The following is a 23187-nucleotide window of genomic DNA, read 5'->3' as shown; positions in this document are numbered from 1 at the left end:
ATGCGTTCCCCCTTGAATCTCGAACCTGTTTAGAGTTCCACCGGAGTCGGTGCCACCCGCCAGATGTCGCGGCAGTATTCGGCGATGGTGCGATCGGACGAGAATTTCCCCATGCGCGCGACATTACGCATTTTCATCCTCGGGGGTGCGCTGGCGATCATGCGAGTTAGCTCCATTCTGTCGGATTAATGCATTCTGGCATAGCTGAGACAGATTAAACCAAGCGAGAGGATTCCATCCCGCCGTGATCAGTCGAGCAGGCGCTTGAGGTCATAGAGCCGTTGCAGCGCCTCTCGTGGCGACAGAGCGTCGGGATCGGTCTCGTCCAGGGCGGCAATGACCGGATGCGCTTGTGGCGGTTCCACGTGAGGCGGCGGTGCAAACAAATCGGATTGTTGTGTCGCGGCGAGTTGGTTGTTTTCAAGTTTTGCCAATTGCTTGCGCGCATCGCGCAACACGGCAGCCGGAATGCCGGCCAGGGCGGCGACGTGGATGCCGTAACTCTGCGAGGCGGGGCCTTCTTCTACGGCGTGCATGAAGACGATGCGCTTGCCGTGCTCGACGGCATCGAGATGGACATTGGCGCATTCCGGATGTTCCTGCGCCAGGCGCGTCAGTTCGAAATAATGCGTGGAGAACAGGGTCAGGGCGCGGTTCTTTTCGATGAGGTGGCGCGCGATTGCAAAGGCTAGCGCAAGGCCGTCGAAGGTGGAGGTGCCGCGCCCGATCTCGTCCATCAAGACCAGGCTGTTGCCGGTCGCGCCGTTCAGGATCGCGGCTGCTTCGGTCATTTCGACCATGAAGGTGGAGCGGCCCGAGGCCAGTTCGTCGGCGGCGCCGATGCGTGTGTAAATCGCATCGATCGGGCCGAGGGCGCATCCCTGTGCCGGAACGAGGCTGCCGCAATGGGCAAGCAATACGATCAGCGCCACCTGACGCATGTAGGTCGACTTGCCGCCCATATTGGGGCCAGTGATCAACAGGGTGCGGCGGGCAGGACCCAGACGCGTATCGTTGGGGATGAAGCTGTCGACCTGCTGTTCGACTACGGCATGACGTCCGGCAACAATGCCAATACCGTATTCATCGCGGAATGTCGGGGCGCAATAATCGTGAACGACTGCGGCATCGGCGAAGGCACAGAGACCGTCAAGCAGGGCGATGGCCTTCGCAATGCGCTGCAATGGGGAAATCCACGCTGACAGCGATTCGAGCACAGCATCATAGAGTCGCTTTTCCAGCGCCAGGGCGCGTTCGTTGGCGGACAGTGCCTTGTCCTCGAATGCTTTCAATTCAGGGGTAATGTAGCGCTCGGCGTTTTTCAGTGTCTGACGGCGGCGGTAATCGTCGGGGATGCGTTCGACATTGGCATGAGTGACCTCGATATAGAAGCCATGCACCTTGTTGAATTCGACGCGCAGATTGGCGATGCCAGTGCGCTCGCGTTCGCGGGCTTCGAGCGCGAGCAGGAATTCGCCGCAGTTGCTCTGGATGCCGCGCAGTTCGTCAAGTTCCGCGGAATAACCGGTGGCGATGACGCCGCCTTCGCGCAGCACCACGGACGGCTCTGGTTGTATCGCAGCGGCCAGTAGATCAAGGCATTCTGTCGGAGTGTCGAGATCGTGGTGCAAGTCCGCCAGCAAGGTCGAGTCAAGTGCAGCAAGTGGCGCCTGCAATGTGCCCAGATGGGCGAGACTGGTACGCAACGAGGAAAGATCGCGCGGCCGCGCGCTCTTCAGTGCGATGCGCGCGGTGATGCGCTCGATGTCGGCGATGCCTTTGAGTTCCGCATGCAGCGCAGACAAGGGATGTTTTCCTTCGACACCGATGATTTGTGCGACGGCCGTCTGCCGCGCAGCTGCTGCCTTGCGATCGGACAGCGGGTGATGCAGGCAGTGGCGCAGCCAGCGCGAGCCCATGCTGGTAGCGCAAGTGTCGAGCAGGGAGAGCAGGGTGGGAGCAGCCTTGCCCGACAAGGTCTCGCTGATTTCCAGATTGCGTCGCGTTGCCGGATCGAGACGCAGATACTCTCCTTCGTGTTCGACGGCGATGCCTGTGATATGTGCGAGAGTTTGCAGTTGCGTGGCGCGCGCATATTCGAACAAGGCTCCCGCCGCACCCAGGGCGGGCGTGGGACTGTCGATGCCGAAGCCGGCAAGATCGCGGGTGCTGAAATGCTGCGTCAACGCGCGTTGCGCCGATTCGGTGTCGAAGTGCCATTCAGGCAGGCGGCGAACTGCGGTGGCATTGATTTCCAAAACGGTGCCGTCCCTGTTGTCCGGTAGAAGTATCTCGGCGGGGCTCAAGCGCTGCAGATGCGCAGCCAGCGAATCGGTATCGGTGTCAAGCAGGCGCAGGTCGCCATTGGCGAGATTGAGCCAGGCCAGACCAGCCTGCCGTTTGTCGATCCCGGTACCAAAATTCAGCGCCAGCAGCAGACTGTCAGTCTTGTCGTCGAGCAGGGCGGCATCGGTGAGCGTGCCCGGCGTGACGATGCGTGTTACTGCTCGCTCCACCGGCCCCTTGCTGGTGGCGGGGTCGCCGATCTGCTCGCAAATGGCAACCGATTCACCCAGCTTCACCAGTTTGGCGAGATATTGCTCTACGGCGTGATAGGGCACGCCGGCCATTGGAATCGGCTTGCCGGCGGACTGCCCACGCGCGGTCAGCGTGATGTCCAGCAGACGTGCGGCCTTGGCAGCGTCGTCGAAGAACATTTCGTAAAAGTCACCCATCCGATAGAACAGCAGGGTGCCAGGATGCTGCGCCTTGAGGCGCAGATACTGCTGCATCATGGGGGTATGGCCCAACTCTTTGTTATCCGTATTGCCTTTATCTAGCATCCAGTGCCTGTCTAAAACTTGGTCTATCCACGATCTGAACTTCCCTGTCGCCGAGGAAATGGGCTGTCATCCTGTTGAAGTTCGGCGTAGCGTAGCGGGATTTTCCTCTTCCCAGTGATTTTGCGGCTTTCTCCGCCATCGCTCGCAGGCTGGGGTCACCAATTCCGGCGCCAGCACAAGCCTTATTCCATTGGTCGCGCACAGTGCAACAGCCGGGAGTCTTGCCGCGACAGTTGTGCATGAGGGGCAGCACAAACGTTACTATGCCATGCTTGACTGATTCAAGCCTGATTGCGAGTCTAGCAGCAGTATAAAGACCTTGTGATACGTGTGGAAGCTGAAGCCCGAATACTCAAGCCAGATGAAAATGTTCCGGAGTTCCGAGTTACGGCGCCGATAATTATTCAATATGATTAAATGGAACTGGGACAAAGAAAAAAGGCTGCCGGATCAGGGTGGCCCTTTCTGTTGGTGGGGCGGGGTCAATCAAATTGCACTGCATAACCTGCATGGACCAGACAAAAGGCTCAATTGACCACTTGTCACGATTTTATCGCTCCCGCTTTACACCTCATCAAGCGCTCCGTATAATGCGCGCTCTCTTGAGGGGGTATAGCTCAGCTGGGAGAGCGCTTGCATGGCATGCAAGAGGTCCGCGGTTCGATCCCGCGTACCTCCACCAAGGACGAAGTCCCTATCGTCTAGAGGCCTAGGACAACACCCTTTCACGGTGTGAACCGGGGTTCGAATCCCCGTGGGGACGCCAGTATCGAAGAACGACACCGACCAGTGAGTCGGTGTTTTTCTTTATAAAACAGCTTTCTAAAGTCAATTAACAGGGTTAGCCAATCTTGACACTTCGTCCGCGCGACATCCTGACAGCTAGCAGGAAGCTGAAGGCGACAACGCTGACCACCGCAATGCCGAAATAGGATTCCCTGCGCTCGCTCCAGGCAGCGACGGCCGGCAATGACAATTTCATCACACCGAAGGTGCCGACCAGCAGGCTGATGCCGGCAACCGCCAGGCTCATAACGCGCGAGGCGAGTGCGGCAATCCGGTCCGCGCGCAGGATCAGGCGCGAGATCCAGATTCCGTTCGCTCCGTCGGTCACCAGCATGCCGAGCATGAACAGCAGGCCCAGTGCCAGGGGGTGCTGCCATCCGCCGAACCGGGTCGCCGTCAGCGCGAACAGGGCTGCCTGGCTAACGGTATCGAAAGACAGCGCGAACAGGGCGCCGACCAGTGCTACCCAGAACGGGCTGGCCGCCTCCGCCAGGCGCCCAAGAAAGCGGCCCTTGAGTCCGACCGCACGTACAACCTCGCCTGGTTCAGCGCGCAGCACGGCATGCACGTTGACAACGCCGATAGAGAGCAGGAAGACAACGGATACCCAGGCGCCGAATGCAGTCAGCCATGCCGGCACCAGCCAGTGCTGTGCCAGGGTGCCAACCAGCAGGGCGATGACAATCATCACGAAACCATGCCCAAGCGAAAACAGCATGCCGCAGCGGCGCGCCAGGCATGGCCGGGTTCGCGAGTTGAAGCGCGTGAGACTATCGATGGTCGCCAGGTGATCCGCATCGAAACCGTGCTTCAGGCCAAGCACGAATACCAGCACGCAAAGCGCGGACCATTCTTGCGGAAGCGAAGCATCCATGGGTAGTCAATTCACATATTGGACGGGCGCAGCGTTTTTGCCATTACGTGCACACCATGTCGCACTTGGGGTTTCATGTAGTTACTCATTGGTTTCAGGTTGAGTAGTTAATCCTACGCCGTTCAGTTCTGCGGGGAAAGCAGGTTATCGCCCGATCCAGCAGATAACGCCAGCAATCGCCGGATATCGGGCATCGCGCAAACGATTTAATGCATTTGCTTTGTTCTGAAAAAGCAGTTCGCCACGGCGAACACGGCGACACGGCGAAAACACAAGGCATGGCAGGCATGCGGCGTCTCACCCATTGGATGAAACGAAGTCCATTGGCAAGCTATTGATTTTCTGCCGCCCCGCCTGTCGCCGTGATTCAAATGAGGTTGTCAGGTTTATTCTGCCAGGAAGGCTGGCATGTTCAGCCATGCGCAACAAGTCTGGTCAGGCCACACGAGTAATCGCAGTTATTGACGCCCATGGACTAAGGCGCAACCTTCATCTGCCGTGGCGAGTTCCGATGAAGGTTGGAATGCACTGGATTCCCCTATTCCGTATATTTGCGTACTTTGTGGCAATAACAAATAGTCATTGCGTGCTGGGGCTGGCATGGTGTCCCATTAATAACTGACTATATATTGCATGCAGTCGCAGTATCTTGAGGACAACAAAAAAGCGACAGGAACACTGTCGCTTTTTTGTTGATTTAGTCCAGCTTATTTCTTATGGCATTTGCCGCAGTTTGCCTCATCACCGGCCTTGAACGCCTTCTTGCCATCGTGGCAAGCGCCGCAGAACTTGCCGGCGTTAATGTCAGCCATGGCGATCTTGTCGCCACCCTTCTTCATCGCGAAGAGCTTGGGGTTGGTGTGGCACTCGCCGCATTTCAAACCCTTATCCGCATGTACCTTGCCGTCAAACGTTACCTTGCCCTTGTCACCTCCGGCAAATTCAACAGTCTTTCCCGGTGGGACGGCAAATGCGCTACCCATAGAGAAAATCATAGCCATAACCATTGCTACCAGCCATGCGAACTTCATTTTGTTACCCCTTTCTGTTTAGTGATAAACGATAAAACCACTTGATGCCAATACCCTGCAAACTTGCGTCAAAGAACCTGTACAAAAAATTGTGGCACAGTCCCCACAAAAGAATTATGGCCTTTAAATTGTAGGATGTCTAGCGACTTTACAATGGCTTGGTGGGGAGTTATCGTCGCATTGAGTCGAAGAACTCGGCGTTATTCTTGGTGGCCTTGATCTTGTCGAGGAGAAATTCCATGGCTTCAAGATCGTCCATGTTGTAGAGCAACTTTCGCAGTACCCACATTTTTTGCAGCACGTCCGGTTTCAACAGCAGTTCTTCGCGGCGAGTGCCGGAACGGTTGACGTTGATCGCCGGATACACGCGTTTTTCCGACATGCGCCGATCAAGATGGATTTCCATATTGCCGGTGCCCTTGAACTCTTCGTAAATCACGTCGTCCATGCGGCTGCCGGTTTCGACCAGCGCCGTGGCGATAATCGTCAGTGAGCCACCTTCCTCAATGTTGCGCGCGGCGCCGAAGAAGCGCTTGGGTTTTTGCAATGCATTGGCATCGACCCCACCGGTGAGCACTTTGCCCGAGGCCGGTTGCACAGTGTTGTAAGCGCGGGCCAGCCGTGTGATCGAGTCGAGCAGGATGACAACATCCTTCTTGTGCTCGGTGAGGCGCTTGGCTTTTTCGATCACCATTTCGGCGACCTGGACGTGGCGCGTGGCGGGTTCGTCGAAAGTCGAGGCGACTACCTCACCCTTGACGGTGCGGGTCATTTCCGTCACTTCTTCCGGTCGTTCGTCGATGAGCAGCACGATCAGGGTGACATCGGGGTGGTTGGTGGTGATGGCATGGGCGATGTGCTGCATCATCACTGTCTTGCCGCTTTTGGGGCTGGATACCAGCAATCCGCGCTGCCCCTTGCCGATCGGGGCGATGATGTCGATGACGCGGCTGGTGATGTTTTCCTCGGCCTTGATGTCGCGTTCGAGCTGGAGGTGCTCGGTCGGATGCAGCGGCGTCAGGTTCTCGAACAGGATCTTGTTCTTGCTGTTTTCCGGCGGCTGGCCGTTGATGGTGTCTAGTTTCACCATCGCGAAATAGCGCTCGCCTTCCTTTGGCGTGCGGATTTCGCCTTCGATGGTGTCGCCGGTGCGCAGGTTGAAGCGGCGGATTTGCGAGGGTGAGACGTAGATGTCGTCGGTGCCCGCCAGGTAGGAAGTGTCGGGCGAACGTAAAAAACCGAAGCCGTCGGGCAGAACCTCCAGGGCGCCATCGCCGTAGATCAGTTCGCCCTTGCGGGCCTGGTTCTTGAGTAGCGCAAAAATCAATTCATGCTTGCGCATCCGGTTGGCGCCGTCAATGTTGTTCTCGACGGCTGTCTCCAGCAACTGGCCGACATGGAGGGTTTTGAGCTCCGATAAACGCATGGGAAGAACCTGTGGAAGTGAACTGGACACAAGAATGTCCATGGAATTACGAAAGGGAAAGGTGAAACTCGAAAGGGGCGTTGAAGCCGGTGCTGCGTTTTACTGCCCGAACCCGTAAAAATTATGGCGCTGTTCTGTCTTTCTGCCGAGCGAGTTCGGGGCGACTGTAGCGGTATTACAGATTGCTGTCAATAAAGGCGGTGAGTTGTGATTTGGACAGGGCGCCGACCTTGGTCGCTTCAGCGTTGCCGCCCTTGAACAGGATCAGCGTCGGAATGCCACGAATGCCCAGCTCGCCCGGCGTCTTCGGGTTATCGTCAATATTCAGTTTGGCCACTTTGAGACGCCCCGCATATTCCTTGGCGACTTCTTCCAGAATGGGGGCAATCATCTTGCAGGGGCCACACCATTCGGCCCAGTAATCAACCAGTACCGGTGTGGGGGAATCGAGGACTTCGCTCTTGAAGCTGCCGTCCGTGACATGCTGAATGTGTTCGCTCATATGTTCCTCTGGATCGTTGCGAGCCTGATATGGCTTGTGCAAGAAGTTTAAAGTTTACTACTGGTTTACTGCGTGTTGCGCCAAAATTGTTTTGGCGTGGCAGAAAAGTCAAAAGCTGTTGGAAAGTGGAAACAGGCAAGGCTAGAATATACCATTACATATTTCCGCCACTCACCCTGGGGTAAAACGATGACTTACGTTGTGACTGAATCCTGCATCAAGTGCAAATACACCGATTGCGTGGATGTATGCCCGGTCGATTGCTTCCGTGAGGGGCCGAATTTTCTGGTAATCGACCCGGATGAATGCATTGATTGCACCTTGTGTGTTGCCGAATGCCCGGCCGAAGCGATCTTTTCCGAAGACGACTTGCCGGCAGATCAGAAGCAATGCGTAGCGCTGAACGCGGAACTATCGAAGGTCTGGAAGCCGATTGTCGAGCGCAAAGATCCTCTGCCGGATGCCGATGAATGGGTTGGCGTCAAGGACAAGCTGAAATATCTGGAGCGATAACCAGCAAAAATACCAAAAGGACCGCAGGACGCAAACCCTGCGGCCCTTTTTTATTTACTGTGATTGAACTAGGATGAAACTGTAGTGTAGTGCATACAAACGGAGGAGAGCTGATTATGCAAGTCAGTGAGATTCTTGCGGTCAAGTGGACAGTTCTCTATACGATCGTGCCAAAAGAAGCAGAATCATCGGTGTTCTGACAAAGCGCTACAAAATGGAAAAAATCTGGCTGAGCAGCTATCCGGCGGGAGTCCCGGCCGAGATTGACCTTGCCGAATTTGCGTCGCTTAATGAATTGTTCGAGCGTACGGTTGAGCGCTATGCCGGGCGCACTGCGTTTACCTGCATGGGCAGGTCGATCAGCTATGCGGATCTGGATCGGCTATCGCGCGACTTTGCTGCGTATCTGCAATCCGGGCTGAAATTGCAGCGTGGTACTCGTGTGGCGTTGATGATGCCCAACCTGCTGCAATATCCGGTATGCCTTTTCGGCATCTGGCGCGCCGGTCTGGTGGCGGTGAACTGCAACCCGCTTTATACCGCGCCGGAACTGGAGTTCCAGTTGCGCGACTCGGGTGCCGAAGCAATTGTCATTGTTGAAAATTTCGCCCACGTGTTCGAGGAAATCGCGCAGACGGTACCGACTCGACATGTAATTGTTACAGGACTGGGTGATCTGCTTGGGCCGGTCAAGGGGCGGCTGGTCAACGGCGTGGTCAAATACCTCAAACGCATAGTGCCGGCATGGTCGCTGCCGCAGGCGCGGCAAATGCGCGACGTCTTGTCGAAGGGCCATGCGCTTACACTGGGAATGGCTGACCTTGGTCAGCAGGATATTGCCCTGTTGCAATACACCGGCGGCACCACCGGGATCAGCAAGGGGGCGATGCTGACGCATGGCAATATCATCGCCAACATGCTGCAGGCACATGCATGGATCAAACCTTTTCTGCACGACGGTGACGAAATCATCGTTACTCCCTTGCCGCTGTACCATATCTTTGCGCTTACCGCGAACTGCCTGACTTTCTTCAAGGTGGGCGCGCAAAACGTGCTGATTGTCAATCCCCGTGATATCCGGGGCTTTGTCAAGGAACTAGCTAAATACCGCTTCACCGCCATCACCGGGGTGAATACCTTGTTCAATGCGTTAGTCCATAATCCGGACTTTGCCCGCCTGGATTTTTCTTCCCTGCGCATTCCTCTCGGCGGCGGTATGGCGGTGCAGCAGGCGGTGGCCGAGAAATGGAAAGCGATTACCGGCAAGCAGTTGATCGAAGCCTACGGCCTGACTGAGACATCGCCCGGTGTTGCCATTAATCCGCTTGACTTGCAAAGCTACAACGGCGCCGTCGGTCTGCCCATTCCATCGACGGAAGTTTCATTGCGCGATGACGAGGGCAGGGAAGTTCCGCTCGGCCAGCCCGGCGAGTTGTGCGTGCGCGGTCCGCAGGTAATGAAAGGCTACTGGAATCAGCCCGCTGAAACGGCGAACGTGATGATGGCGGATGGCTTTCTGCGCACCGGCGACATCGCCGTCATGGATACACATGGTTTCCTGCGCATCTCCGATCGCAAGAAGGACATGATCATAGTGTCTGGTTTCAAGGTGTTCCCCAACGAAGTGGAGGCGGTTGTCGCCATGCATCCCGGAGTACTGGAAGTGGCCGCCATTGGCGTGCCCAATGAATATTCCGGCGAAGTGGTGAAAATCTTTGTGGTGAAGAAGGATCCAGATTTGACCGCGGAGGCGCTGATCAAACACTGCCACCGGAGCCTGACCAAATACAAGGTGCCGCATCTGGTCGAATTCCGTGACGAATTGCCGAAAACCAGTGTGGGCAAGATTTTGCGTCGTGCCCTAAGATAGAGTCATTAAGACGTAGTGTAAAATTCCCGCACTATCACTGATGCAGGCGGGCAAAGCGCATGTCCGGCAACACCTTCGGCAAACTTTTTGCAGTTACTTCCTTCGGCGAATCGCACGGCCCGGCCATCGGTTGCGTCATCGACGGATGTCCGCCTGGAATGACACTGACAGAAGCCGATATCCAGATCGAACTTGATCGGCGCAGACCCGGCACTTCGCGCCATGTGACGCAGCGGCGCGAGCCGGACACGGTGGAAATTCTCTCCGGCGTGTTCGAAGGCAAGACTACCGGAACCCCGATTGCGCTGTTGATTCGCAATGAAGACCAGCGCAGCAAGGACTATCAGAATATTGCGCAGTCGTTTCGTCCCGGCCATGCCGACTATGTCTATTTGCAAAAGTACGGCTTGCGCGATCATCGCGGCGGCGGTCGTTCCTCGGCACGTGAAACAGCCGTGCGCGTAGCTGCCGGGGCAGTGGCGAAGAAATGGCTGGCCGAACGCCATGGCGTGCGTGTGCGCGGCTACATGAGCCAGTTGGGTCCAAAGGAGATTCCCTTTGTCGACTGGGACGCGGTTGGCACGAATCCATTTTTTGCGCCCAACGCGGACATGGTGCCGGAACTCGAAGCCTTCATGGATGCGCTGCGGAAATCCGGCGATTCGGTCGGCGCAAAAATTATCGTCATCGCCGAAGGCGTGCCGGTGGGCTGGGGCCAACCGGTGTACGACCGGCTCGATGCGCAGATCGCTTACGCCATGATGGGCATCAATGCCGTCAAGGGCGTCGAGATCGGGTCTGGCTTCGGCGCCATTACCGAACCGGGCAGCATTCATGGCGATGAGATGACGCCGCAGGGTTTTTTGTCCAACCATGCCGGTGGCGTGCTGGGCGGCATTTCCACCGGCCAGGACATCATCGTGAACCTCGCTGTCAAGCCGACTTCAAGCATACGGCTGCCACGCCGATCGATTGATGTGCATGGTCAGCCGACTATTGTGGAAACCCACGGCCGCCACGATCCCTGTGTCGCGATCCGCGCGACTCCCATCGCCGAAGCCATGCTGGCGCTGGTGCTGATCGACGCGGCCTTGCTGCATCGCGCCCAGTGCGGTGACGTGGTCAGTCCTGCGCCCAGGATTCCCGGCCGCGTCGTTGACTGATTCGCGGCTGGTGTCTGTGCCCTATTGGCGGCTGTCGGGCTGGTATTTTTCCTATTTTGCCTTCGTCGGTTGCTTCATCCCCTATTTCAGTCTTTACCTGAAATCGGCTGGCCTCGATGCCTGGCGCATCAGTGTCGTCATGGCGATGATGCCGCTGATGCGCCTGCTGGCGCCGGCGTTCTGGGGCCTGCTCGCCGACCGCCTCGGCCGCAAGGCCATGCTGGTGCGCTATGCATCGACAACCAGCGCCTTGGTATTTGCCGGTTTTCTGTTGACGGCGAATTTCTATTGGCTGATTGCCATCATGGTGGTGATGTCGCTGTTCTGGAGCGCATCGCTGCCCCTGGTGGAGGCGTTGACACTCGGCCATCTGCGCCACTTTGTCGAACGTTACGGACGGATTCGCCTGTGGGGTTCGCTCGGCTTCATCGCGGCGGTGCAGGGCGTGGGTTTTCTGCTTGACCTGTTGCCGCTGACGGCGATTCTGTGGATTTCGCTCGGACTGCTCGGCGCCGCCAGCATTGGGGCTGCACTGATTCCGGAAAGCGAACCGGTTGCGCATGACCGCGTCACGGAACCCCTGCATGAAAGTTTATTGCAGCCTGCGGTCATCGCCCTGTTGTTGGCCGGCTTCATGATGTCGGTGGCGCATGCGCCGCTGTATACCTTCTACTCGATTCATCTGGTCGAACACGGCTATGGCAAGACCACTATTGGCGGGCTCTGGTCGCTGGGAGTATTGGCGGAAATACTGGTCTTCGTTTCCATGCCGCGGCTGCTGGCATTTGGCTCCCTGCGCAACATACTGATGTCAAGTTTTGCGCTTGCCGCCTTGCGCTTTCTCCTCATCGGCTGGGCAATTTCATCACCCGTGGTTGCCTTGTTTGCGCAGCTATTGCACGGCGCTTCGTTTGGCGCCCATCATGCGGCGAGCATTACGGCCCTGAATCGCTGGTTTCCGCCGCGCCAGCAGGGAACAGTGCAATCGCTGTTCGGCAGCATTTCATATGGTGCAGGAGGCGTGGTTGGCGGCCTGCTTGCCGGCTACGGCTGGGAAACGCAGGGTGCCAGCCTGACCTATTCCTTTGCTGCGCTGTTCGCGCTGGCCGGGTTGTTATTGATCTGGCGCGGGTGGCGCGCAGTTGATTAATCCGCTACTTCGGTTAACTCTTGGTCTAACTCGATTCTCGCCGGCGATTTCAAGCTGCGCCAGAGTCCCGCGGGGTACATGCCGCGTTTGAATAAACGCCCGCCTACCATCAGCACGATCCGGGCGATGTCGCGCACTGGTCGGAAATGGCTGGCCCGCGCCAGCTTCGGATAAATGCCGGGAATCGATACCGCGACGCTCTGCACCCCCATATTGCCCGCGACAATCAAAACCTCGCTCTCGAATACAAAGCCGTTCCACGACACCTCGCGCCGCGTCAACCGCCGCAACAATGTCGCCGGATAAACGCGGAAGCCCGACTGAGTATCGGCGATGGCATAACCCGCCGCCCAGGAGATCCAGAAGCGCGCGAACTGATTGGCGTAATAGCGACGCGCGGGGAAATTCTTCCTGTCGTGCAACCTCGCCCCAATGACGATGCTGTCGGGAAATCGTCGCGCGGTGTTGAGCAGTCGCCCGATATCCTCAGGGCTATGCTGGCCGTCACCGTCCAGCGTGACGACAAACTGTGCCGCGTGCGCCAGGGCGTAGTCAAAACCTTTCCACAAGCTAGCCGCCTTGCCGAGATTGCGTTCGTTGCGCAGCAGCGTTACCGGCAGACCATTCAATTGGGCTGCCGTCGTGTCGCTCGATCCGTCGTCGACAACCACGATGCTCGGCACGATTTTTAATGAGCGCTCAACCAGGCTGCGTATCGTCGCCGCCTCGTTGTATGCGGGAATCAATACCACGACATCGTTGATGGTGTTTGACATTCCTTATCCAAACAACCAGTACAGCCAGCGCCACTGCGCCGGCACCATGTCGGCACGATGCGCCACATCATGCGCCCGTATCAGCGCCGCGCGTTCGAGCGTGGCCCCATCGTCATAGAAAGGCCGGGCGGCAAGCGTCAAGCCGGCTCTGCGCGCCTCATCAACCAGCATATGCAGGTATTCCTGCATATGCTCCGCAGTGTAATCATTGGTGTCGTGAAAAGTCACCACAATCGGCGTTGCGCCATCTGCGCCGGGGATCTCGCTGCGCTGCATTCGTTCTTTTACATGCGCCATTTCACTGGCCATATGGCTGCGCCGACGCGGACTGCCGTGATAGCCCCAGACCTTGCCATCGTTGGCGCTGATGTCGGTGAGCAAAACCGCCAGGCCATGGCGTGCATAGGTCGCCAGGGTACGTTCGTTGTAGGCCCAATAAGGCGGACGCAGCAGCGTTGTGGGGCGGCCCGCGATGGTCATAAGATCGGCCAGCCCGTCGTTGAGCGATTGTTCCAGCACCGCATCGCTCAATTTGCAATGATTGGGGTGTCCCAACGTTGATCCGTCATGCAACGCGAGCACATGGCCCTGCGCGTGTTCGCGCCCGAGCAGGGCCTGGCCGCATGCAGTTGCGCCGCCTTCGCTGCTGCGCGTCTGGACGAAGAAAATGGCCTTGATGTCTTTTTGGGTGGGGTTCTCGGCCAACGTAGCGAGAATGCTTGCGGTCGGATTGTCCTTCTCGCGACCGTCCGGGCCATCATCGAACGTGAGAATAAAACGCACCGGAGCAGGCGTTACCACCGGCGCGTCGGCATAAGCCTCAATAGCACAACTCGCCGCCCAGAAAATGGCGCAGAGCCGCAGCAAGAAAAATCTCATGTTTGTCGGCTGCCCTATTCGGTTGCTTGCACGCGCTGTACCGACTGCGTGAACACCCAGGGCAGACCGAAGCCCGCAGCCAGATTGCTGCGTCGCTCGATCAGCGGGCTGGCCCCGAAAGCGGTGTGGTTGATGTTGTCATACTTGATGAAAGCACCGACCCAAAACTGGTCGAAACGCTTCGATGCGGCTGCAATGAACTGCGCGCCCGAATAGCCACCCGGAGCGTCGTAGGCCGGTCGCCCGGCTCTCGCGTATTGTGGGACGACGCTGTAGAAATACTCGTGATAACGGCGGTCGCCAAATAGCGTGCCGGCCACCAGCCCAAGCTTCCAGCCTTGCGTTATTGATACATCAAGATCGAATTGTGGATTCGCCAGCACGCCGGCGCTACGCGCATGGTGGAAGTCGCTGGCAATGACCGCGCGTAGTGGCAGTTTGAGTGCGAGCTTGTGACGTTGCGAATCCTGCGCCAGCAGATAATTGAGCGACGGCCCAATCTCAAGCGTGGGGTCAAGGTCGGGCATGCCCTGGCGCACCGGATTGTTATTGCTGCGCACGGGTACCGAGCCATTGACCGAAATATCGAGTTCCATACGCTCGGTCTTGAACAGTAGACCACGCACTTTTTCCCTGTCGATTTGCAACATCTCGCCGCGATACACGACATAGGGCAGGGGCAGCACGTAGTTGCGCTGCTTGTCCGAGCCGCGGTAGTCGGGAAAGCTCACTACCGCAGCGCCAGCACCGAGTTCCCGGAGTGGAAGTGATTTTGCATGCGCAAAGGGCCAGACGCAGGTCGTGCATGCCATGAAAACGATGCTTGCCAGCGAACATTTCATTGGTGGGCTTCCTAAACTTCGGTGGTAAACATGAGGGTGAACTGCCCGCTCAACAGTAGCACCTCGCCGCCGTATGCCGTGAAACCGTAGATACCGCCGGCGGCATCGGCATGCAGCAATGTCGCGTCAAGCATCAACTCTTCGTCGATGCGGTCGAGCCATTCGCAGGTGGCAGTCACATTGCGCAATGCCGCCAGAACGCCGGCGCGCGGCGCGGACTGGGGATGCCTCAGCGCGCTATGAACGGCAGCAGCCTGTGCGGCGTATTCGATGCCGGCCCACACCGGCAATCCTTCCGCCTCGCGCAAGGGGTTATCCGCGTCCCTGTGAGACAGCGTCGCGCAGCGGATGCCACGCTCATCCCAGCGGATGACGCGGTCGAGCAGGCACATGCGTCCTGCGTGGGGAATGCGTGTGGCGATGGCGGCACGGTCTAGCATCGGCATATCTTCAGGCTCAATTCGTGAGACAACGGAAACGTGGCGACGCCACGCCCGGGATTTTCCAATGTTGCCAGCGCGGCGAAGCCACGCGCACTCGCATTATCATGCCAGATGGGTGGCAGCCAATCCGGCCAGGGGGCCTGCCCATTGCCGGGATCAAGCGTGATTTCCCAGCCCGCCATCGATCGTGACGTGGCGGTCGGCGTCAGCACCAGCGCAATCGCAGTAGCCTCCTGCACCGGCATGACATCGTACAAAGGCGGCGGCATGGGACTGTCGTAGCAGACGTACAACACTGGCACGTTGTCGGCAAGCGCCTGGGCTGCGGCATTCAACAGTCCGGCAGCAAAGCTCCATTGGCTGTGGCACACGCTGCTGGCGGCAAGTTTGGCCTTCATCGCGATGCTGTAATAGCCGCTCGGCGCGTTATGCACGGAGTTGTGGAATAGCGTCGGTGAAACTTCGCGGCTGTCCGCCAGCACCTCGCATAACTGGTGGGTGATCACGCCCGAGGCTTCGGCGGATGAAAATACCATCGCCATGTCCTGCGGCGCCAGTGGCGTCCGGTTCAGCGCCTGCTCGGCAGTCGCAATCGCCAGTCGCACATTCGCGCTGCTGCGCCGGCGTTCCGCGGGCGGCAGACAGGCGGGGGTCACCAACTCCAGCGGCGCGGCAACAAAGGCCTGCTCGCCGGCAAGCACCGGCCGGGCGCTGTCCCAATTCTTGAGCCCCGGCGCCAGCACCCCGACCGCTTCGACAAAGATGCGCATCAGACCACCCTTCCAAATATCAGCGCGCAGTTGCTGCCGCCGAAACCGAAGCTGTTGCTCATCACGCGGGAAAGCGGCCTGGCGTAGCCATGCAGCACAATCCCGCACTGCGTTTCGGGATCGACGTCACGCGTGGTTGGGCTGCCGGGGATGAAGCCGCGCTCCAGGCTCAACAACGCAATCGCTGCCTCGGTGATGCCGGCAGCGCCCAGCGTATGTCCGGTAAAACCCTTCGTCGAAGAGCAGGGCGTGGCTGCGCCAAAAACGCCGGCCACGGCGCGGCCCTCGGCACGATCGTTGGCCGGTGTCGCTGTGCCATGCAGGTTGATGTAATCGATTTCATGCGCACCAAGTTGTGCGCGCGCCAGCGCTTCCAGCATGGCGCGCCGCGCGCCGTCGCCTTCCGGATGCGGGGTGGACATGTGATGCGCATCGCTGGTTTCGCCGTAACCGAGCAGGCGCAATGTGCCGTCTTCCTTGTCAAGCAGGACGAAACCGGCCGCTTCGCCGATGCTGAGTCCCTGGCGAGCGGCATCGAAGGGGCGGCAGATATCGGGCGCAACCAGTTGCAGGGAATTGAAACCATACAGCGTGGTACCGCACAGGCTGTCGACGCCGCCGACCACTGCGGCATCGATCAGCCCAAGGCGGATGAGTCGTTCGGCCAGGCAGAACACCTTGGCGCTCGAAGAACAGGCCGTGGACATGGTCATCGCCGGACCGGCAAGGCCGAGCACGCTGCGCACGAACTCGGTGGTGGCGTCGAGATTGTGCGTCGTCGCGTAGTGAAAATCGGCGGGCAGACGGCCGGTGATCGGATCGCGGTGCTGGTAGGCAATCTCGGTGGACAAAATCCCCGAGGTGCTGGTGCCGAGAAACACACCGACGCGGTAGGACCCATACTTTTGTCTTACAGCCGCGACAGCGGACATGAAGCCGTCCTGTTCCAGCGCCAGCAACGCGAGGCGATGATTGCGGCAATCATAGTCCGCTAGCGTCGCGGGCAGCGCCACCTCTTCCGCCGCGCTCACGCGCCCGATCCAGCAGGGCAGCGGCGCCCACGGCAGGTCGTTGGGGATCAGACCGCTGCGCGCCTCGCGCAGCGCGAGCGCCATCGCCGCCTTGCCGATGCCGGCGGCGCTGCTGGTCGTATAGGAGCGAATGGAGAGCAGGGTCATTGATATGGGAATTGAGCTTCAATACTAAATCAAGGGTGCGTTCCGGCTTCGCGCGGCCGCGCCCACAGCGCGGACAGCATCAGGGAAAGCAGCGCGCCGAGCGCGACCGTGGCGCCGATGGCATGCAGTACCGGCGTGGCGGATAGTGACAGAAAGCCGAAGGTGGCGATCGTGGATATGCTGCATACCACGAGCGAGAGCCGCGTGCGGGCGCGCTCGGTGGCGTCGGCTGGCGGGCGCTCGAAAAACAGCGCGTAGTTGAGGCCGATGCCCAGCACCAGCAGCAGCGCCACCAGATGGAATACGCCGAGGTGCTGGCCGCTTGCTACCAGCAAGCTCACGGTTAACACCAAAGCGGCAGCAATGGGTGCCGTCACGCGCCACGTTCGGCGCGGCGAACCGAGGCCAACCGTCAGCAGCAGCAGAATCAGCAGCGCGCCCCAGCTCGCCTGATGCAAGGCCTCGTAGCGATAGCCTTCCACCATCTGCGATGATATCTGCGCCAAGTCGACCAATTGGCTCTTGCCCGCCGTCAGCGCCGCCGCCAATTGGGAGGGATCGCTGACGCCACCGAGCGGGGTCAGCACCAGCCACTCGCCTTCGAGTTCGATCACCAGTGCATTCAACTTTGCGCCCAGCGGTGTGCCGGCATAACTGGCGCGATTCAGTGGCTGCTCCCGGCGCGCGGCCGCCACGTCCTGCACAAAGGGGGCGAACGCATCAGGGCGAAACGCCAGCCCCTTTAGGGCGACGCGCAAGTTTTCCTGCAAGGTGGGCGTGTCGGGCAGTGCTTTCAATCGTGCCGCCTGGGTGACTGGCGCCGGCAGATACGTGGTTGGCGAGTCGTAACTGCGAATGAGGCTCCGCTGTTTCCATTGTTGCAACACTGGCAGGATTTCTTCACCGGCCTGGAGTGCAGCGGCTTCACTGGCGCCGCGACTCGCGACAAAAAAACTGACTTCGGGAGCACCCATCTCGCGGCGCAGTTGGGTATCGAGTTCGCGCATTGGTGCAGGCACGGGGCTGAGGCTCGCCAGATCCCGCTCCCACCAGGCTGGATGTGTGTACCCCAGCCACAACGCGCCACACAGCGTGGCGAGCGCAGCGATTATCCCCAGCCATCTTGTGTGGGCAATGTTCGCGCCCATCGAGATATTGAGACGACGGAATTCCAATAGGCGATCACCGAGCAGCGAGGGCAGCAGGCGTTGCGTGGTGAGGCCCGCCACCGTGACGCCGACCATCGTAAGCACGCCCAGTTGAGCGAGTCCGGTAAAACTCGATAGCGTGAGCGCCAGTGCGCTGGCGACTGTGGTGAGGACGGCGAGCAACAGGGTGCGGCCGATGCGTTGCGCGGCATGATGGGCGGTTTCGCCCGCTGCGGTATTGAGCAGGAGGTAGTTCGGGTAATCGACCGCCTCGCCGATCAGCGTGGCGGCAAAGCCAAGCGTGATGGCATGCACCGAGCCGAACAGCGCCTGCACCACCAGCACGCCGATCAGCAAGCCGAAGGCGACCGGAGTCAACACCAGCGCGACAGGCAAGGCTGAACGATAGACGAAGGCCAGCATCGCCAGTATCACCAGTGCCGAGCACAGGCTCAAGCGCAATGCATCACCCTCGATAATGCGGCGCGATTCGGCGGCGAATACACCCGGTCCGGTGAGCGTCATGGTCACTTGCGGATAAACCTCGGCGAGTGCGCTGCGCACTTTTGCCATCGCCTCGGCCTGGCGCAGACTGTCGAAGCCCGGGGCGCGCGTCTGGGCGACGAGAAAAGCGCGCTTGCCATCGGCGCTGAACCATACACCCTGGCGCAGCGCCGGCCTGGCGCCGGGATCGAGCTGGCGCAGTGTAGCGAGGAACTCGCCGGTGGGGTCGCGCGCCAGCGTGGTTCGCGACAGCACGCCGAAGGGCGACGCCAGTTGATCGAGTTGTTCCTCCAGCGCGGCACGCAGTACGGGTGCGGCGAAGTGTTCGGCATTGACCTGCGGACTCAGCGCATAGCGATGACGCATCAATACTTCACCCTGCGCCGCGAACTGGTCCAGGCTGCCGTTGGCCGCATAGTCGAATTCGGCTGTATTGCCAAGTTTCTGCGCCAGTGCGCGGCTGGCTTGGGCCAGTGTTTTCTCGTCGGCGCCGTGCAGGGCCACCAGCATCAGGCGCGATACCAGCCCATCGCGCAGTTGCGAGATCAGCAAGCGCTGCTCAGGTGTGGCGGACGGCGGCAGGAAGGCGCTGAAATCGGTTTCAACCCGTACTGTTTTCGCCACGAACAGTGCGATTGCGGCGAAGCAGATCAACACCAGTCCGTAGCGCGCCAACGACGGGGAGGAAAACCTGAGCACTAGCGTACCTGCAGCACGGAGCGATCACCGCTGCGCTCGCGCACTTCGATCTGCTCGATGTGGTCGGCGTGCCCGGACACGGAAATGCGTTCGACATAACGGGTGATTTCTGCTTCGATCGGCGTCATTTCCAGGCGCCATTGCTGTTCATCGCCCTCCAGCGCAAGGCGATAGTGTTGACGCAGCAACTCGGCATCGCCGCCGAGTACGCCGCGCAGGCTGGCGGCAAAGGCGACGAGCAGTGGCTGACTGGACAAGGGATAACTTTTTTCGCTTCCCTTGCGCGTGACGATCAACGCATTGCCGGCAATGCGAAAGCTCTCCTTGCGCGGCGACAGCATGTTTTTTTCCACTGTATCGGGCCGTCGATAAGCCAGGGTCCCGGAACTCACGACGGGTTCAGTGAGCAGGCTTGAATATTTCTTTTCGGTATAGAAAACCTCCGCCGCGGGCGCGAGGCTGAGCAGTTGCATGAGATGCACAAGATCAAAATCGTCGGCATGCACGCTGCTTACCGTGAATATCGACATCAGAGTAACGAGGAGGGCAAGCATTATTTGGTGCGGCGTTTTCATCTATTCGACGCTCCAGTAGTCGTAAAAGTTGAACCAGTTATAGGGGAAACGCCGCGCCTTGCGCTCCAGGGTTTCGACGTAGCATTGCAAGGTGAGCTCTGTCATCGGTTCAAAGGCGATTTCATAGCGACGTCCACCGCGGAACAGGCCGTACACCATCAGCACCGGAGCGCCGATGATTTTCGCCAGCCGCAGCGGGCTCAGCGAGAAACGCGCCGGGCATCCCAGAAACGGCAGGCTTTGCGTGCGCTCATCGCCGTAGACGCGGTCGGCCAGTATGCCGACAACTTCGCCGCGCGCCAAGCACTCCTTGACGCGCAGCATGGAGTCCGGATGGCCGAGTGGAATTATCTTGTACGGTAGTTCGTGTCCATGGCTGGAGATCAGGTCGCGCAGCCCCTCGCTATCGGACAGATGCATCACCACATTGATCACCAGCTTTTTCTCGGCACCGCCGATAACGCCGAGCATTTCGAAGCTGCCCAGATGCGAGCCGAGCAGCAGGCAGCCGCGACCTTGCATCAGCGCCTGCCAGAAAGCGGGTTCGTTGTTCACCTCAACCTTGAATTCGCGTTGCCGACCGTTGACGAGATAGACGCGATCAAGCAGCGTGGTAGCGAAAACGAACAGGTGCATGAAGCTGTCGCGCCAGGTGGCGCGTCGATGCAGTGCGCGGCTCAGGAACGCCAGGGATGATCGCCGCGCCAGAGGTGCGGTCAACAGGAAATAGATGCAGATGGGCACCAGCAGGACACGGCATAGCGCGCGACCGCTGTGCAGCGCCAGCCAGATGATGAGACGCACCAGGCTTCTGCTGCCACGTTCGCGCTGGCTGCGCCACTGCTCGTTCATGCGTTCCCGGCTTGTAACGAATTCGTTGCTCGGCATTGCCACTGACCGCTCGCAATCAGGACTTCGGAATCCGCCAGGAGTACCTTGAAACGCACGCGCTCATCCTGCAATTGTGGATGAATGATAAAAGCGTTGCCGGGCTTGAGCGGAGCGTGAAAGCGCGCGTTTAACAATGTATCCAATTCCATGTGCGGAAAAGCCGTGCGTATGGCTTGCGCGACGCGTGCCAGAATGACAACGCCGGGTATCAGGGGATTGTTCGGGAAGTGTCCGGACAGGGCCGGATGTTCGGCGGAGATCATCATGTGCGGGGCCTTTTGCAGGTGGCATTGCGCAAACAGTTCCACCAATGCGGCTTGGGGAAGTTTTCCGTTGGCGTTTCTCGGCAATTGCGCGACACGATACAGAGGCCGTGGCAGGAACACCGGATCGATACTGGCGCGCAGCGTTTTCAATACCTCACGCGGCGAGAGTGTTGCCGAGACATAAAATGCAGCCATCCGCTGCGCGGGGTGGGAGTTGTTGCCGGAAGCATGCGTGTTATCGTTTGCGGGGGAAAAGTAGGCGCCGTCATCCACGCCGGGAATATCCGTCAAATTCTGGTTCAGGGCTGACAGCGAAGCACGCTTACCGCCGACTTTAATCAAATCGGTTGAACGGCCAAGCCATAGAAAGCGGCCATCCGGCTGCAGCTTCAACTCATCGCCAAGCGCCACGGGTGGCCCGACATGCGGACCCGCAGCCCAGATCTTCTGCCCTTCGCCTTCACCCTCAAGCCATAGCGAAACGCCGGTCAGCGGGGTCCACAGATTTTCGCTGGCGGTACGCCGTATCGCCAGCGCACCGGTTTCGGTCGAGCCGTATATCTCCATGACGGGCACCTGCCACGCCGTTTCGGCCGCACGCGCCACGCTGGCAGGCAGGCTCATGGTCGACGCCACGACGCCGGCAAGGCCGCTTAACGCATGCAACGGTGCGCGCAGATGCATGGGGGTAGTCATCCACCAACTCGATCGATCGCTTTGGCGCAGAACATTGTCGACATCCGCGGGGAGCAGCGGCTTCTGCGCGTGGACGGGTATGCCCGTAGCCCAGGGCAGCATCACCGTAGTTTCAAGTCCGAACATGTGCTGTGGGGGAACACTCCCCACGATGGTACAGGAAGGAAACTCTTCCCAATTCAGCGCAGCAGCCAGACTCGCGGCGCCATGACAAAGCTGTCCCCAGGTCTTGGAGTGCGCGCTGGGTTGCCCGGTACTACCGGAAGTAAACAGGATCGCGGCCATTTGGTCGTCATCGACCAGCGGCATTTGCATTGCATGCGCTGCGCTGTTGACGAGGAAAAGACCGATGTCGAAAACGCGTTCCGCGGCTAAAGGCTTATCGCTCAACAGCCATGCGTCGGGGTATTGCCGCAGCACTTGCTCCCGGTCGCTGCGTCCCTGGCCGGAGGGCAGCAGGGACGTCTGTCCACGCAGCAAGGCGGCGGCGAAGCCGAGCATGAAACCATGACGTGTTTCGCAAAGATTGACGACAAAACGGGTGTCGGGTAGCGCTGCAGCCAAGTGATGCACTTGGCTAAAAAATGTTGTTGCGGTAATTGCGCCACCGGGATAAAGCAGGACGGGATCGCTTGGGGCCCGATATCTTGCCAGCGGCAGCATGTTCAATGCCGCTCGATACTGGCGGGACTTGCTGGAGTCGGGCTGGTGGCAATCTCTTTGATAACGGCAATGATATTGAAGATCAATATCAGCAGCGAACCATGCCGATGATCGCGCAGGCGATGATGACGGTAGATATATTCACCGAGGAACAATGTGGCCGGCACAAAAAACCCCAATCCCTGCACCCAGCGTGACCATGAAGCCAGGGACAAAACCGGCGCAAGCAGCAGCGCGGCGACAAGCAGGAACAAAAAGCACCAGCTCCATGCCCAGGTGAGGATGCGCGTGTAACGCGCAATTTCCAGCGGCAAGTCGGGATGCTCCTTGCGCGCCACGCGCGTAATGAGCGGCTCGGACCCGCGCCTGAGCGTGCGCCGAAAAAAGTACGCCATGAACGCGAAGCCTGCAATCGGCGGCAGGTACACCATAATGAACAGTGAGTCCGACCAGTAGAAACATGCGCTCGACAATATCAGACCCGCGAACAGACCGGCAATGCGCCGGCCGGAGACTGCAACCACGGCTCCGATCATCAAGCCGACGACACCCAGAGCGATGCCACGATAACCGCTGGCGGAAGCTGCCAAATAGCTGACGGCGAGGCCAAACCAGAGCGAACCCGGAATGCCCGGAGCGGCGGACATTGCACGGGTTTCACGCGCTTCAGACATTATTCAATCAAGCTGGAAATAATTG

Annotated in this window: 21 protein-coding genes and 2 tRNA genes; 6 read left to right on the top strand and 17 right to left on the bottom strand. The window is 59.1% G+C overall.

All coding sequences use genetic code 11. The features are described 5' to 3' along the window. Positions 1-29: 29 nt before the first annotated feature. Together K5E80_RS06775 and mutS are read right to left on the bottom strand one after the other, a co-directional pair. The gene (locus K5E80_RS06775) at positions 30-131 is read right to left on the bottom strand and encodes a glycogen/starch/alpha-glucan phosphorylase (protein WP_220635439.1); all 102 of its coding nucleotides are present in this window, start codon (positions 129-131) and stop codon (positions 30-32) included. 117 nt (positions 132-248) lie between these two features. Next, the gene (mutS, locus tag K5E80_RS06770) at positions 249-2843 is read right to left on the bottom strand and encodes a DNA mismatch repair protein MutS (RefSeq protein WP_246590901.1); all 2595 of its coding nucleotides are present in this window, start codon (positions 2841-2843) and stop codon (positions 249-251) included. A gap of 606 nt (positions 2844-3449) precedes the next feature. On the opposite strand from mutS, the gene K5E80_RS06765 reads away from it, so the two are divergent. Then, positions 3450-3525: transfer RNA gene (locus K5E80_RS06765), tRNA-Ala, on the top strand. 8 nt (positions 3526-3533) lie between these two features. After that, a tRNA-Glu gene (locus K5E80_RS06760) sits at positions 3534-3609 on the top strand. A 75-nt stretch (positions 3610-3684) separates the two neighbouring features. On the opposite strand, the gene K5E80_RS06755 is transcribed toward K5E80_RS06760, so the two are convergent. From K5E80_RS06755 to trxA, 4 genes are all read right to left on the bottom strand, one after another. Continuing rightward, on the bottom strand, positions 3685-4503 hold the full coding sequence (locus K5E80_RS06755; protein ID WP_220635438.1) for a HoxN/HupN/NixA family nickel/cobalt transporter: 819 nt from the start codon (positions 4501-4503) through the stop codon (positions 3685-3687). A gap of 707 nt (positions 4504-5210) precedes the next feature. Next, positions 5211-5534: a c(7)-type cytochrome triheme domain-containing protein gene (locus tag K5E80_RS06750; RefSeq protein ID WP_220635437.1), complete on the bottom strand. Its 324-nt coding sequence runs from the start codon at positions 5532-5534 to the stop codon at positions 5211-5213. A 169-nt stretch (positions 5535-5703) separates the two neighbouring features. Further along, on the bottom strand, positions 5704-6960 hold the full coding sequence (gene rho / locus K5E80_RS06745; protein ID WP_220635436.1) for a transcription termination factor Rho: 1257 nt from the start codon (positions 6958-6960) through the stop codon (positions 5704-5706). Between the two features lie 175 nt (positions 6961-7135). Next, positions 7136-7462: a thioredoxin TrxA gene (trxA, locus tag K5E80_RS06740; protein ID WP_220635435.1), complete on the bottom strand. Its 327-nt coding sequence runs from the start codon at positions 7460-7462 to the stop codon at positions 7136-7138. A gap of 189 nt (positions 7463-7651) precedes the next feature. Between trxA and fdxA the strand changes: the two genes are divergently transcribed. The 4 genes from fdxA to K5E80_RS06720 all read left to right on the top strand — a co-directional run bounded on the left by fdxA (position 7652) and on the right by K5E80_RS06720 (position 12158). Further along, positions 7652-7975 carry a ferredoxin FdxA gene (fdxA, locus tag K5E80_RS06735; RefSeq protein WP_220637253.1) on the top strand — a complete coding sequence of 108 codons (324 nt, stop codon included), beginning with the start codon at positions 7652-7654 and terminating at the stop codon, positions 7973-7975. Positions 7976-8189: 214 nt separating this feature from the next. Next, a complete protein-coding gene (locus K5E80_RS06730; protein ID WP_220635434.1) occupies positions 8190-9845 on the top strand; it encodes an AMP-binding protein in 1656 nt (551 codons plus the stop codon). Between the two features lie 59 nt (positions 9846-9904). Beyond that, the gene (aroC, locus tag K5E80_RS06725; protein WP_220635433.1) at positions 9905-11008 is read left to right on the top strand and encodes a chorismate synthase; all 1104 of its coding nucleotides are present in this window, start codon (positions 9905-9907) and stop codon (positions 11006-11008) included. Continuing rightward, positions 11001-12158 carry an MFS transporter gene (locus K5E80_RS06720; protein ID WP_246590900.1) on the top strand — a complete coding sequence of 386 codons (1158 nt, stop codon included), beginning with the start codon at positions 11001-11003 and terminating at the stop codon, positions 12156-12158. Before aroC ends, K5E80_RS06720 begins: the two co-directional genes overlap by 8 nt. Here the strand turns inward: K5E80_RS06720 and K5E80_RS06715 are convergent. The 11 genes from K5E80_RS06715 to K5E80_RS06665 are packed head-to-tail and all read right to left on the bottom strand — an operon-like array spanning position 12155 to position 23162. After that, positions 12155-12934, bottom strand: coding sequence for a glycosyltransferase family 2 protein (locus tag K5E80_RS06715; protein WP_220635432.1), 780 nt, complete (start codon positions 12932-12934; stop codon positions 12155-12157). The genes K5E80_RS06720 and K5E80_RS06715 overlap by 4 nt on opposite strands. 3 nt (positions 12935-12937) lie before the next feature. After that, complete coding sequence (locus K5E80_RS06710) at positions 12938-13813, bottom strand: polysaccharide deacetylase family protein (protein ID WP_220635431.1); 876 nt, start codon at positions 13811-13813, stop codon at positions 12938-12940. Positions 13814-13827: 14 nt separating this feature from the next. Beyond that, complete coding sequence (locus K5E80_RS06705) at positions 13828-14655, bottom strand: MipA/OmpV family protein (protein WP_220635430.1); 828 nt, start codon at positions 14653-14655, stop codon at positions 13828-13830. 11 nt (positions 14656-14666) lie between these two features. Continuing rightward, positions 14667-15101 carry a hotdog family protein gene (locus K5E80_RS06700; RefSeq protein ID WP_220635429.1) on the bottom strand — a complete coding sequence of 145 codons (435 nt, stop codon included), beginning with the start codon at positions 15099-15101 and terminating at the stop codon, positions 14667-14669. After that, the gene (locus tag K5E80_RS06695; protein WP_220635428.1) at positions 15089-15868 is read right to left on the bottom strand and encodes a beta-ketoacyl synthase chain length factor; all 780 of its coding nucleotides are present in this window, start codon (positions 15866-15868) and stop codon (positions 15089-15091) included. The genes K5E80_RS06700 and K5E80_RS06695 overlap by 13 nt, the downstream gene beginning before the upstream one ends. Beyond that, complete coding sequence (locus K5E80_RS06690) at positions 15868-17046, bottom strand: beta-ketoacyl-[acyl-carrier-protein] synthase family protein (RefSeq protein ID WP_220635427.1); 1179 nt, start codon at positions 17044-17046, stop codon at positions 15868-15870. Before K5E80_RS06690 ends, K5E80_RS06695 begins: the two co-directional genes overlap by 1 nt. Before the next feature lie 29 nt (positions 17047-17075). After that, on the bottom strand, positions 17076-19397 hold the full coding sequence (locus K5E80_RS06685) for an MMPL family transporter (RefSeq protein WP_220635426.1): 2322 nt from the start codon (positions 19395-19397) through the stop codon (positions 17076-17078). Beyond that, positions 19397-19972 (bottom strand): LolA-related protein, encoded by a 576-nt coding sequence (locus tag K5E80_RS06680; RefSeq protein WP_220635425.1) that lies wholly within the window; start codon positions 19970-19972, stop codon positions 19397-19399. Before K5E80_RS06680 ends, K5E80_RS06685 begins: the two co-directional genes overlap by 1 nt. Beyond that, complete coding sequence (locus tag K5E80_RS06675) at positions 19973-20824, bottom strand: lysophospholipid acyltransferase family protein (protein WP_220635424.1); 852 nt, start codon at positions 20822-20824, stop codon at positions 19973-19975. Next, the gene (locus K5E80_RS06670; protein ID WP_220635423.1) at positions 20821-22488 is read right to left on the bottom strand and encodes an AMP-binding protein; all 1668 of its coding nucleotides are present in this window, start codon (positions 22486-22488) and stop codon (positions 20821-20823) included. Before K5E80_RS06670 ends, K5E80_RS06675 begins: the two co-directional genes overlap by 4 nt. A gap of 2 nt (positions 22489-22490) precedes the next feature. Next, positions 22491-23162, bottom strand: coding sequence for a COG4648 family protein (locus K5E80_RS06665; RefSeq protein WP_220635422.1), 672 nt, complete (start codon positions 23160-23162; stop codon positions 22491-22493). Positions 23163-23187: the final 25 nt, after the last annotated feature.

Source organism: Georgfuchsia toluolica, assembly GCF_907163265.1.
Lineage (GTDB): Bacteria > Pseudomonadota > Gammaproteobacteria > Burkholderiales > Rhodocyclaceae > Georgfuchsia > Georgfuchsia toluolica.
This window is presented reverse-complemented; position numbering and strand designations above follow the sequence as displayed.